The sequence below is a fragment of the Ehrlichia minasensis genome, from assembly GCF_004181775.1.
In the GTDB taxonomy this organism is placed as follows: Bacteria; Pseudomonadota; Alphaproteobacteria; order Rickettsiales; family Anaplasmataceae; genus Ehrlichia; species Ehrlichia minasensis.
Map to the genome: position 1 here is coordinate 28,561 of NZ_QOHL01000012.1, position 14,469 is coordinate 43,029.

At 30.2% G+C, this 14,469-nt stretch carries 9 protein-coding genes and 1 tRNA gene; 9 read left to right on the forward strand and 1 reads right to left on the reverse strand.

Features of this window, described 5'->3' with window-relative positions:
- The first annotated feature begins 177 nt into the window (after positions 1-177).
- The 3 genes from DRF75_RS03060 to ychF all read left to right on the forward strand — a co-directional run bounded on the left by DRF75_RS03060 (position 178) and on the right by ychF (position 3,653).
- A complete protein-coding gene (locus DRF75_RS03060) occupies positions 178-894 on the forward strand; it encodes an IspD/TarI family cytidylyltransferase (RefSeq protein ID WP_129992637.1) in 717 nt (238 codons plus the stop codon).
- A gap of 385 nt (positions 895-1,279) precedes the next feature.
- Positions 1,280-1,801: a 2-C-methyl-D-erythritol 2,4-cyclodiphosphate synthase gene (gene ispF, locus DRF75_RS03065; RefSeq protein ID WP_045170963.1), complete on the forward strand. Its 522-nt coding sequence runs from the start codon at positions 1,280-1,282 to the stop codon at positions 1,799-1,801.
- Between the two features lie 763 nt (positions 1,802-2,564).
- On the forward strand, positions 2,565-3,653 hold the full coding sequence (ychF, locus tag DRF75_RS03070; protein ID WP_129992638.1) for a redox-regulated ATPase YchF: 1,089 nt from the start codon (positions 2,565-2,567) through the stop codon (positions 3,651-3,653).
- 1,391 nt (positions 3,654-5,044) lie between these two features.
- Here the strand turns inward: ychF and tldD are convergent.
- Positions 5,045-6,472, reverse strand: coding sequence for a metalloprotease TldD (gene tldD / locus DRF75_RS03075; protein ID WP_045170991.1), 1,428 nt, complete (start codon positions 6,470-6,472; stop codon positions 5,045-5,047).
- Positions 6,473-6,540: 68 nt separating this feature from the next.
- Between tldD and DRF75_RS03080 the strand changes: the two genes are divergently transcribed.
- The 6 genes from DRF75_RS03080 (at position 6,541) to DRF75_RS03105 (ending at position 13,513) form a co-directional block, all read left to right on the forward strand.
- A tRNA-Leu gene (locus tag DRF75_RS03080) sits at positions 6,541-6,624 on the forward strand.
- Between the two features lie 32 nt (positions 6,625-6,656).
- Complete coding sequence (locus DRF75_RS03085) at positions 6,657-8,552, forward strand: hypothetical protein (protein ID WP_129992639.1); 1,896 nt, start codon at positions 6,657-6,659, stop codon at positions 8,550-8,552.
- A gap of 273 nt (positions 8,553-8,825) precedes the next feature.
- Complete coding sequence (locus DRF75_RS03090) at positions 8,826-9,824, forward strand: pyruvate dehydrogenase complex E1 component subunit beta (protein ID WP_045170988.1); 999 nt, start codon at positions 8,826-8,828, stop codon at positions 9,822-9,824.
- Between the two features lie 860 nt (positions 9,825-10,684).
- Complete coding sequence (locus DRF75_RS03095) at positions 10,685-11,119, forward strand: CopD family protein (protein WP_129992640.1); 435 nt, start codon at positions 10,685-10,687, stop codon at positions 11,117-11,119.
- An 87-nt stretch (positions 11,120-11,206) separates the two neighbouring features.
- The gene (locus DRF75_RS03100) at positions 11,207-11,788 is read left to right on the forward strand and encodes a thioredoxin family protein (RefSeq protein ID WP_045171055.1); all 582 of its coding nucleotides are present in this window, start codon (positions 11,207-11,209) and stop codon (positions 11,786-11,788) included.
- A gap of 15 nt (positions 11,789-11,803) precedes the next feature.
- Positions 11,804-13,513, forward strand: coding sequence for a cation:proton antiporter domain-containing protein (locus tag DRF75_RS03105; RefSeq protein WP_129992641.1), 1,710 nt, complete (start codon positions 11,804-11,806; stop codon positions 13,511-13,513).
- The last annotated feature ends 956 nt before the right edge of the window (positions 13,514-14,469 follow it).

Genomic DNA, 14,469 nt, shown 5'->3' on the forward strand with positions numbered 1-14,469 from the left:
ATAGTGTTAGTACATGTAAAAGTGTATATTTACAACACTAGTATGACAAATATTACACTAAAAAATACTCACTAATTATAGTCAATCCAATTTAAATATATTTGTATTGTATAATCACCATAAGATTTTTAAAATGATACACTTAAAATCAAATACATATAACAAAATTCAACATCTATGCATAAATTTACACTATTAATTGTTGCAGCAGGTAACAGCAGCAGGTTTAAATGGAATATTGCTCCTAAACAGTATTGTTTACTAGGAAATCACAATATACTCTGCAGTACAATCAATAATATGATCTCACATCCTAAAATTAGCTACGTAAAAGTAGTCATAAGAAAAGAACACCAACATTTATACAGCAGTAGCCTACCAAAACACGATAAACTCTTACCACCTGCTTACGGAGGAGCACGAAGACAAGACTCTGTACGCATAGGATTAGAGAGTCTTCAAGATATAAATCCACATTTTGTAATAATACACGATGCATGTCGTCCTTTTGTAGATTTAAAATTACTAGATACAATGGAACCAATATTAAACCATTATGTAGGAGTGGTACCAGTACTTTCAATAACTGATACTGTACACATGGTATATGAAGACAACACTGTTATGAAAAATATAGACAGGAATACAATTAAACTCGTTCAAACACCACAAGCATATAAATATAGTGATATACTATTATACCATAAAACTGCATATGATACTGACCCTTATAATGAGTTTCCAGATGAATCATCCCTTATGCTATACTATAACATTCCAATTATGACAATAAAAGGTGATTACAATAATTTCAAGATTACAACTATAGAAGATCTACATAGAGCAATCTCATATATTCAATATACAAATAAAATAACCTCCTTTAAACAATAATAAGGATTCTTATAAAAAAATCAGCTTATATCAACATATTATGTAAGCTATTTTCATTATACACAACGTGGAATTCAACAGTACTATAACAAGATCAAAGCTACACTCACAGAAATTTAAGACAAAGCTTTAAACATTAAGTTGATCACTATAAAACACCAACCTATACTGAACTAAATAGAAACTCAAATACATCATGTTCAGCTTATAACACTTCAATAATGACTTCGATTATAATAATCTTAAAACTACAACCAGAGAAAATTTACAAAAGTAATCTTTCTTATATCAAATTCATAATTTACATACAATAAATAGGATATGCATTTTTATAAAAATACAGTATAAAAACATTTACCTGTTTTTTATTAGATAGCATTGTTTTATGAATCAATACACAAACAAACCAACATTTAAGATTGGGATAGGCTATGATGTACACAAATTTGATAACACAAATCACGATGCTACTAATACACTTATTACAATATGTGGCATAAAAATCAATCACAATAAAAAAATTGTAGCGCATTCAGATGGGGATGTAGGACTACATGCATTAACAGACGCAATATTAGGAGCAGTTGGATGTGGAAGTATAGGGCAGCATTTCCCAAATACAGATAACACATGGAAAGACATTAAATCTGATCATTTCCTAATAGCAGCAAAAAACAAAGCACAAGAAAAAGGATACTATATTTCAAATGCTGATATAATTATTATATGTGAACAACCAAAAATTATGCCACATGCATTAAAAATGCAAGAATACACTGCTAATCTTATAAACATAGACCCATCATGTATTAATGTCAAAGCAACAACCACAGAAAAATTAGGATTTTTAGGTAGAAAAGAAGGAATAGCTGCACAAGCAATAGTTTTATGCTGTTTACAAAACTAATTACAGCAATAACACCTGATTAGTATAAATAAACTTATAATATGAAATAATATCTCCCAGTATTTACATACCTGATATCATTGAAAAAAGATAAGCAAGATGGTTTTTACAATATTCAACAACAAGTTGGACTTATATTAGTATAGTTACACTATTTAGAAACAGTGTAATTGTTTACCTGCATGATTAACTCTATTACAAAAACATCACTAATATTTACACACATTTATATTTTTACATAATATTCAAAAAAACTACGATTAACATGTAAGTACTTCTACTTCACAATAATTGAAAATAACAAGCACTATATGTCTTCACATTTTCATAATATAGCAATTTAGATAATTTGATTTCACACAGCATATAACACTCCAACATACACTATTGTCATATAACTAAACAAATACTGAACAACACTAGAGTTCATAACATGAAAAAACAAGTACCAGCTATACAACTAACAGCCTTATGCTGCAGAAAATTAATTACAATAACAACCTTTTATCAAGAGAGATAGATTTGACTTACTCAACATACAACAGAAAATTTTCACATATTTAAAATCTGAAACCTGCAAATTAAAAATACCTTACTTATAACAATCAAATAGAACTAATATCACAGATTTCACACAATTTTAAAATATACCAACAACATCTAACGATGTAGTGTAAACAAGTATTCTGCTGACTTAATTTATAAGTATCACAAGTAAGTAATTAATGTTACAATTCCAATTTTATAATTATTGATCATTGTTATGGGACTAAACTGTGGTATTGTTGGTCTACCTAATGTGGGAAAGTCAACTTTATTTAACGCATTAACACAAACTATGGTAGCAGAAGTTGCAAATTATCCATTCTGCACAATAGAACCAAATGTAGGCAAAGCAATAGTACAAGATCATCGCTTAAAAACATTAGCACAAATGGCATCTTCTAAAAAAATTATATATAATCAAGTAGAATGTGTTGATATTGCAGGATTAGTTAGCGGGGCAAGTCAAGGGGAAGGATTAGGAAATAAATTTTTAAGCCATATAAGGGAAGTAGACGCCATTATCCATGTATTACGGTGTTTTAGTGATCAAAATATCAGTCACGTAAACCAAACTGTAGATCCAATAAGCGATGCAGAAATTGTAGAGATGGAGTTAATTTTAGCTGACATTGAAAGTTTAAAACGCCGTCTACCTGCAATGGAAAAGTCTGTAAAAAGCAATAAAGAACCAAGAAAAAAACTAGATAACATGTTAGAAGTATTAAGCATACTAGAATCAGGAAATTTAGCAAAAAATGCGGAACATCTAGGTGAAGATTTAAAACAATTACAACTCATTACAACAAAACCTATGATGTATGTGTGTAATGTTGAAGAATCTAACGTTACCAATGGTAATATTTTGTCAGAAAAAGTACGACTTATGGCAGAAAAAAAACATAATAAATTTTGCTGTATATCAGCAAAACTAGAAGCAGACGTATCAAGCCTAGAAACAGAAGAAGAAAAACAAATTTTTTTATCTGAATTCAATCTAGAAGAATCTGGTACAACGTCTGTAGTGAAAACAATGTATGATCTTTTAGATATGATTACATTCTTCACTTTAGGCCCACAAGAAGCACGTGCTTGGCCAATAAAGAGATTATCTACTGCTAGTACTGCTGCAGGAGTAATTCATACTGATTTTGAAAAAGGGTTTATAAAAGCAGAACTTATTAGTTTTGATGACTATATAAAATATAACGGAGAAGCAAAATGCAAAGAAGCTGGAAAAGTAAGATTTGAAGGAAGAGACTACATAGTACAAGATGGAGACATAATACACTTTAGGCACAACAAATAATGTCATCAAACAAATCATGCATTATATAGAATTTACCAATCTGTTAATTATTGTATTTATATTGCTACAACATTTAGAGAGCTACAAATTTCTTATTAAATAAACTAATAAGTCCTTATCTATAGCATTAATCATTATAGAATTTTAAGCATAAAATTTATACCATGACTATAGTACAGCTGTATTATCAAAGAATTACAGTGCACCATCTGTATACCATATTCCCTGACAATACAGTCTACAATTTTCCAAGATAAATACAATACAAGGTATTTATAAAATATTTAATCTAAATTCCATTACTGAACCAATAGTGCACTAATTGAATACATTAGAAGTTTATGATACTAATTTTTGATACTTCACACAATATTCAAACACACATATTACCATATAGAGAAAGATAATAGTTTAACTCAAAATTTTCACTATTACATTTCAATAACACAATAAAAAGACATTGCTTGAATATTTAAAGAATTTTACTCACTGCTAACAACCCTATCATCATACATATATTACAAAACCATACAGAAACAACACTTCAACATTCAAAACTCTCACTGTTACACAAAACTATGCACCACACTATTAAAAGTTATTAGCTTTCTCTGTAATAACACTCTACAACACTACAAACATAAAACAACTATAGCTATAGTATAATTAAGGATCTTGATAATATTAATTAGCATACCACGAATGAACTTTGGATTGACTGCAGCATTAAAAAAGTTCTATTTATCCAGCAATAACATTTTCACATCATCTAACATAAATATTATCTATCAATCAAAAAGTGACATATTAATGAGTAATATCCTATACCAAAAATTCTTATAGCTACAGTTCAAGTATGGAAAATCATATACTTTAAGTATTAAAAGTGATCAACTTTTTACATGACAACGTTCACACAATATTATTCATGCTCAAACATAAAATCACAAGAATTACAATTGCTTACCATGAAAAAACCTTAATACAACAAATACATTTTGAAAATATTGAAACAAAGCTCTAATAGTCTGTATTTTATATAATCAACATTACCTACAGACCATAAAAGCTACATTTTATAGTAATATTTCCACATTCAAAGATCTTATTATTTGTAATCAATAAACAAAGCAGTATTGATACTTGAGGCATTAGTTACTTCTTTTTTTTCAATCTTAAAAACATTAAAACTATACAATACTCTATTGTATTTTTTAGTTAAACCTCTAAACATAAACACTACTAATCAATATGAAACTACATATTAGAGTAATATTTTTAATACCAAAGACACTATCACTTGTAGTAATAAAATAGTACATTTCAGCATTAGTGACTGTTTCTTGCTTAAACTTAATAAATACCAGATTATAGCAGTAACATTTTTTAAATTAAACTTCTGTACCACCAACAACAATATTATCTATTTTAAGAGTTGGTTGTCCTACCCCAACAGGAAGATCTTGTCCATTTTTAGAACAAGTACCAATTCCTAAATCAAGCGCTAAGTCATTTCCAATCATAGATACTTTTGTCAAAACATCAGGTCCATTGCCTATAATTGTTGCACCTTTAACAGGACGCGTAACCTTACCATCTTCTATTAGATAACCTTCAGAAGCTGAAAAAACAAATTCACCAGATGTAATATCAACCTGCCCTCCAGAAAAATGCACTGCATATATTCCTTGCTTAACACTTGAAATTATTTCTTCTGGATGATAATTGCCTGGTAACATGTAAGTATTTGTCATCCGTGGCATGACAACATCTTGATAACTTTGTCTACGACCATTACCAGTAGAAGTAGTGCCCATAAGATTAGCATTCATTTTATCTTGCATATAATTTACTAAAATACCATCCTGAATTAATACATTGTAAGCTGATGGTACACCTTCATCATCTACATTTATAGAACCTCTACGCCCAGATATAGTGCCATCATCAACAACAGTTACACCATCTGCTGCTACCTTTTTACCTATAGAATTTGAAAAAGCAGAAACTTTTTTTCTATTAAAATCCCCTTCTAACCCATGGCCTACAGCTTCATGTAATAATACACCTGGCCAACCAGGACCTAATACTACCGTCATTTCACCAGCAGGAGTAGGAACAGATTCTAAGTTAACCAACGCTTGACGTAATGCTTCATCAGCAATTACTTGCCATTTTCCAGCTCCAATAAATTCTTCATAGGGAGCCCTACCACCATGACCAGCAGATCCACTTTCCTTTCTCCCATCTTTTTCTAAAATAACACACACATTAAATCTCACAAGTGGCCTAATATCGCAAACTTTATTCCCATCAGGCAAAATAATATGAACCATTTGCCATTGTCCACTTAAAGCAGTCTTGACCTGTCTCACATATGGACTTTTACTATGTAAGTAACCTTCAACTTCTTGTAAAAGCTTTACTTTAATATCAAAAGTTATACTCTGCAAAGGATTAGTCTCAGGATACAGAGTAGGCTTTGTCTTATTCAAATGTACAACTCCACCATTGCCATTACTATTAATAGATTTGACCAAAGCTGCAGCATTGCTAATTTCTCGCTCAGTAACCTCAGAAGAACAAACAAATGCCGTTAATTCATTACAAAATGACCTCAACCCAAATCCTTGACGTGAATTAAAATCAGCATATTTGAGAATTCCATCCTCAAATCCAAGAGTTTCCGAAATACACATTTCTAAGAATAATTCTCCACCATCTGCTGTATACAAACAATCGCTAACTATACGATTTATGGTATTTTCATTAATTTGATTACGAGAAAAAAGCATCTGTTCTACGTTAGATATATTCATAACCATAAGATTTAATTTGACCAAGTTTTTATGTTATAGTATAATTCTTAACAAATCAACTACTATATGCCCGAATGGCGGAATGGTAGACGCGCTAGTTTCAGGTACTAGTAATTTTTATAATTATGGAAGTTCAAATCTTCTTTCGGGCACTTGCTTTTTTATGTTGTAAGAATAAATTCACATGCCCACACCAGAACAACAGATTATCGCTATTAATCAAAAAAATAGTCAGCTTATCATACAATTAGCACAACTACTCTTCCAAGAGTTTTCACACAATATATCACACGAAACATCAGATAAACATTTTACCATATCCTATACATTATGCCAAATAGCAGAAAACAACCCAATCAATATAGATGATATCAGTGAGACTATAGCAAACTTTCTGGAATTCTATGTAGTATCAAATTTTATCCTACCATATCATCCAAATTCACCTGATCAAGAACCATCACCACCAGAAAAATCTTTACTATCCTTTAAAATACGCATTAACAATGAAGCAGAAAGTAAAGAAATAAGCCCAGATAAAATTATAACCCAATCTTCCAGTAAGATACTAACAATTACAAATCCATTGAAATCTGCTATTAGAAGACTTTTAGAAAAAGAAATAACAAAATATTCTAGCACATTATCAAAGAAAAAACTGGAGTTATGTTTTTCAGCTACATTTCACACTGAGCTTAATATTAATACATTAAATGAGCATCTTGAAAATAACATACCTGTTACACAAGGAATATTAAAACTTTACCCCATTATAAGACTATATAATACTTCACCACTAACTTCAATATTACCTAACTGCCAAAAAAGCCTTAGGTTAACTATAGCTCATATTAAAAACTCAAAAAGCTCTAAAGCGCAAATATCAATGTGTTTAATGACATACAACACAGAACATAGCAACGCACCTACACCATTAACACACATATGTAAATTTCAATATAACCATTTTAGCTGTACACTATATGAAATAGATAACACATTATTAGATACATTACCAACTTTTCAAGATTATATTCTAACACGTCATAGACAAGTTAGCCTATATCCACAGCATTCGGTCATTTATTCACTAATCTACAGCAGCTTTGCAAAAACACAGTTTTGTCAACAGATACAACAGTATGCAAAACTTTTTGAAGATTTATATGGTACACAAAATTCAAAATTATCAATATCATTCTCACTAAAAGACAACATAACACCTCAACCAGAGACCTTACCAAAGTGTTATTCACAAGAACTTGATTCTGAGACTGATATTGATGCACTACTAAATACTGTATGCTGCATACCTGAACAGGGTACTCTTTCTAAGATACTTTATAAAAAATACAATGAGCAAACACTTGAAAAAATACTTTCTCAATACACAATAAATCTACACATAACATGTAAAGATTTATTAGTAGAACCTTCACACGATCCACAAACTTCTCCTCCATTTACCAGTACTATAACTATCCATCAGTTCCAACATGAACATCTTATAGACCCAACAACACAACAATCTGATAGTCAAGTAATGCCACAAATAATACACACCACTCAAACATCTAGTCAGACACAACCATCAACATCTTTACATACTACAATACCCAAAACAAAAGCATCGTCTACAACTTACAGTAGAACATTACGTTCAAGATACAAAGGTACACGGTTACCTACTATCCCTGAAGCACCAGAGCATACACCAAAATATAAACCCGTATCAAGCAATACCTTACAAACCTTTTTAGTCAATAAGTCAAAATATAAAAAACGTCAAAAAGGCAGTATTATGTGCGCAGCTATTGTCACAGCTATGTTAACAACATTAAGTATTTGGGTATATCATCTACTTACTACTCACTGGAAATTTCTCGCAGAACAACCGGATCTCAGTAAAATTAACAAAACAGTCACATTTGGTATTTTTGTATTTTTCGGAATATTGTTTATAGGATATGTCATATACAGTCAAATTAAAGTATCACATGACATCAGTGAAAATATGATCAACGATTTCACAATTGATCCAATTGAAACAAATCAATTAAGTATAGATTCTAACAAATAATCTATATCTTTGCATATATCAAATAATATCAAGCATCTTATACACAACATACAAAAATAAAATAGAGCAAAACATACTACTGACTCAAAATAAATAATTTGAGTGTCATCTATCTCACTGAATAATGATATATATATTTATACTAAAACAAGCATATTTATTATCATTTTTTATTACTTTTCTTAAACAAACGAATACAAGCTGGGAAATTGTATTTGCATATTTACTTTTTTAAATATAATTATTCAGAATTGTCATTAAGATTGTTAAATTATGAAAAGTTTAACCGTAAGAGAAGCACTATGCGCAGCAATACGTGAAGAAATGGAACGCGACCATACTGTATTAATCATGGGAGAAGAAGTAGGCGAATACCAAGGGGCATATAAAGTCACACAAGAATTACTTGCTCAATTTGGTCATGAGAGAGTTATAGATACACCAATAACTGAACACGGATTCGCTGGAATAGGAGTAGGTGCTGCTTTTGGTGGATTAAAACCCATTGTAGAATTCATGACATTCAACTTTGCTATGCAAGCAATAGACCAAATTATCAACTCTGCAGCTAAAACTAATTACATGTCTGGTGGGCAACTAAATTGCCCTCTCGTATTTAGGGGGCCTAATGGAGCAGCTGCAAGAGTAGGAGCACAACACTCACAATGTTATGCATCATGGTATGCACACGTTCCAGGGTTAAAAGTAATATCACCATACTTTGCAGCAGATTGCAAAGGTTTATTAAAATCAGCTATCAGGGATCCAAACCCTGTTATATTTCTTGAAAATGAGATTGCATATGGGCATAAACATGAAATACAAGATGAAGTATTAACATCAGACTATACAACTGAAATTGGTAAAGCTGCAATAGTTAAAGAAGGCATGGATATTACAATAACTGCATTTTCTATACAAGTTAAAAATGCACTAGAAGCAGCAGAATTCTTAGCAAAAGAAGGTATAAATGCAGAAGTTATAGATTTAAGAACTTTACGTCCACTTGATACAGAAACAATATTACGTTCTGTCAAAAAAACAAATAGAATCATTACAGTAGAAGAAGGATGGCCATATTCAGGAATAGGATCTGAAATAGCTGCACTAATAATGGAACAAGCATTTGATGATCTAGATGCTCCAGTAATAAGAGTCACTGGAAAAGATGTTCCTCTCCCCTATGCTGCAAATCTTGAAAAACTATCTTTACCACAAGTAACAGATATTCTAGAAGCAGCAAGAATTTTATGTCTGCGTAACTACAAGTAAGCTATAAGACTATTTTTATTGCAACCCTACTTCTTTAATCAAGTAGTACAATTATATTGATAACTTTACAGTAAGAAAATATTAAATGCACAAAAATTAGTGATAGCAGAACAACATTTATAACCACTTGAGCTAATTTCTACCTAATGATATATAGATTTAAACTTATAAAGCAACCATTACATAAATAGGATTTAAAACACATACACATCTAGTAAACGCAATGACAACTTTGCAAAAAAGATGTTAAATGTATAAAAATTAGGTATAGTAGAATTATATCTATGAAGCTTGAGCCAATTTTTACTAACCCATGATATACAAATTTAAGCACACAATGCAACCATTACATAAGCTAAGTTCAAAACTCCACAATTCATAGGATGTTTTACAATAACTTGAAATATTCATATTTTTTATTAGTTAAATATCAATATCATTCATTCGGTACTTAAAAATACACACTGTTTAACTAGGAAAAACTTCAACATGTTGCTCCATTACGGTAAATATTCTAAAGCATTTCTACTGATTAGGATAGCTAGTATGCCACACTTACTAGAATATTATACCACTTCAAACTCAACACATTTCTATATAATTTAGTTAATACTACAAACAAAATGCTAAATCTGTATTCATATAATAAGATTAGAGTATAAAATGTATAAAAATATACTTTAATATTACTAACAATAAACACTCAACATTTAAAATGTTACAAATTACCTATGCATCCAACGCTAACATGCCTAATAAAAACTTACAAATCTATTGTAAATAAACATTCTAATTGTATCTCTAAAGGAATCAACATATAATATAAATTTAATAAAAGTTCAGACACACTGGTTTCTATAATGATAGATTATAAGCATTGGATTGAAGCATTTCATATAATATCAATTATTACTTGGATGGCTGGGATGTTGTATTTACCTCGAATATATGTATACCATGCTCAGGTTCCACTACATTCCGACAGTTATAATTTACTCAATACCATGGAAAGGAAGCTATTGTTTTACATAATTAATCCATCAATGATTTCTAGTATAACTCTTGGAGCAGTCTTATCTATAATCACAAAAGCACACTACTTTTTATGGTTTAAGATAAAGATAATATGTGTTATATTGATGTGCATTATCCAAATTATGCTATTCAAACATAGGCAAGACTTTGCTGCTAAAAACAACACTAAGTCTTCATTGTATTTCAAGTGTCTTAACGAATCAGTAACCTTGTTAATAATAATTATTGTAATTATGGTTGTAGTAAAACCCTTTATGTGATTTTTAGCATAAATATAATTAAATTTGACTTTAGAAGATTGTATTCTAGAATAAAATAATTGTTTGTAGTTTTGGAAACATAAGTTTATGGTAGCGCTTTATACTCCTCAAGTAGATAAAAATGTCACTGCACATGATTTTTCATTAAAATCTATAGATGGAAATCTATATAGCCTAAGTAGTTATCATAAAGGGAATGGTCTACTAATAATGTTTATATGCAATCATTGCCCTTATGTTAAGGCAATAATAAACAATTTAGTGTATGATGTTAACACATTAAAAAATGATCATAATATTTATACCATAGCAATTATGCCAAATGATACCATTGCTTATCCAGATGATTCATATGAGAATATGATAAAATTTGCACAGAAATATGGTATTAATTTTCCATACTTAATAGATGAAGATCAAACAGTTGCAAAAAATTATGGTGCTGTATGCACACCTGATTTCTTCGGATTTAACAATAAACTAGAATTATGTTACAGAGGAAGATTTGATTCTTCAGGAAAAAATCAAATGGACAGTAAGCAAGAGGATAGAGATCTGTTCAATGCTATGAAATTTATTTCAAAAACAGGTAAAACACCTGAGAATCAAAAACCAAGTATTGGTTGCTCCATAAAATGGAAGTCTCAAAATGATCAGTTTGTTACATAATTTTAAGAGATTTCTATGCATGATTCTAAATATTTATTAGACATAATTACTCTACTTTCAGCAGCTATAGTAATAGTTGTATTATTCTGGAAGTTAAATATTAGTCCCGTATTAGGATATTTTGTTGCAGGAACTCTTATTGGGTCAAATGGGTTAAATTTAGTAGAATCATCTACTATCATACAGAATCTTGGAGAATTCGGAGTGGTTTTCCTGCTATTTTTAATAGGCATTGAGCTAACATTTGAAAGACTAATTGCCATGCGATTGCATGTCTTTGGCTTTGGAACATTACAGGTCATAGTCACAGCATCAGTAATATGGTATATTTCAAATAAGTTTGGCATAGATTCTAGAGGATCCCTTATAATAGGAGGTGCTTTAGCTCTTTCTTCAACAGCAATAGTATTACAAGTATTACAAGAAAAAGGCTATCAATCAACTCAAGTTGGAAGGCTATCGATAGCAGTGTTACTACTACAAGATTTTGCAGTTGTACCATTAATTGTACTATTACCATTGTTAACAGGGGAATCACATCATAGTATACCTATATCATTATTATACTCTTTCATCAAAGCAGCAATTGCATTAACTTTGATTTTCATTACAGGAAGGCTATTGCTTAGACCTTTGTTCAATACCATAGCAGCAATGAAAAGTAACGAAATTTTCATAGCCACAACATTACTGATTGTTTTAGGTGCAGCTTTTATTACAGAAAATTTCAATTTATCTATGGCCTTAGGAGCATTCGTTTCAGGATTACTTGTTGCAGAAACTGAGTATAGACACGATGTAGAACAAGTCGTTCTGCCATTTAAAAGATTGCTATTAGGGTTGTTTTTCATGACAGTAGGGATGTCAATTGACATCAAATTTGTATTAAACAAGTTACCCATAATAACATTAGCTTCAATATCTTTAATAGCACTTAAGTCTCTCATAATCTTTATACTATGTAGGTTCTTTAGATTCCAACTAGCAGCAGCTATACAAGCAGGATTATTACTATCTCAAGGTGGAGAGTTTGCTTTTATTTTATTTGGTCTTGCAGCAGAAAAAAATGTACTATCTAGTGATCTAGCACAAACACTTATGATGATTACAACAGTCACTATGGCTTTTACTCCACTACTTGCAACGCTGGGAGACTGGATATCAAAATTAATCACTAAAAAGAAAATATCATTAAATTCTCAAGAGCTCACTTTAGATACAAAAGATCTAGACCAACATGTTATAGTAGTAGGTTTTGGAAGAGTAGGACGTATGGTTGCAAAAGTGTTAGTTGCAGAACACGTAAACTACATTGCATCTGACATTCAACCAAAAATAGTAAAAGATGGCATAGATGAAGGATATCCTGTATATCTTGGAGACCTGACAAAATTAAATACTTTACAATCTATGGCAATATCACGTGCTCGAATGATAATCATAGCAATTAACAATGAAGTAACTATAAAAAAGATTATTTCACTAGTTGCAAAGAATTTTCCACACATAATAATTATTGTCAGGTTACCTGATCTAAACAATGTAGAAATATACAAAGAACTAGGTGCTCACTATTTAATTCCTGAAACCTATGAAGTGGGGTTACAACTTGGTGCCGTAGCACTGAGTAATAGTGGATTTAGTAACCATGCTGTTGCTCTATTAAAAGATAGATTTAGAATGGTAAATTATGATGTTGTAAAAAATAAAGAATCAGATGAATAATCTAGTAGTAATCAAATTTAAATAATGAAAGCTCTTATTTATACACAATAAACAGCCAATTAACTTAACATATAATCAACTTTTTTGCTATGAGAATATAATACTGTAAATAACAAAACATATAAATGCAGTATAAATTTCATCCAATTTATTATATTACTACACTGTAAAGCAAAAATCAGACTAATAACAGCATTACTAATGTTACGCCTAAAATCATTAATTGAAAAATCACAATAAAAACTAGTACAGTTAATAGAAATACACAAAAATATTAAATTAATAACCAGGCATTATCAACCAATGTTAAAATGCTTATAAAATACATTACGTAAAAACAATTACAAACAGTAACATAGTTAAACTTGTATTAGTAAGATAGATTAGAAAATATGAAATAAAACATGCAACTCATACTCTTTCAACATCAATTAACAAATCAAAAAGCTTTTTCACAGTGATTAACAATACACAGTCTCTATCTAATGTAATATGTTACTAGAGATAAAAAAAATTAGCCTAGTAAACTAGGATTTTAATTTCAACCAAAAATTTCCCACCTGTAAAACCCAGAGATATTGATTGCAGTTCAACTTATTCAGATATAGATAAGCTATAAAACATGCAACTCATATCCTTTCAACATCAATTAACAAATTAAAAAGCTTTTTCACAGTGATCAACAATACACATCCCCCTATCTAATGTAATACGTTACTAGAGATAAAAAAAATTAGCCTAGTAAACTAGGATTTTAATTTCAACCAAAAATCTCCTACCTGTAAAACCCAGAGATATTGATTGCTGTTCAATTTATTCAGATACAGTAAGCTATAAAACATGTAACTCATATCCTTTCAACATCAATTAAAAAATCAAAAAGCTTTTTCACAGTGATCAACAATACACATCCCCCTATCTAATGTAATACGTTACTAGAGATAAAAAAAATTAGC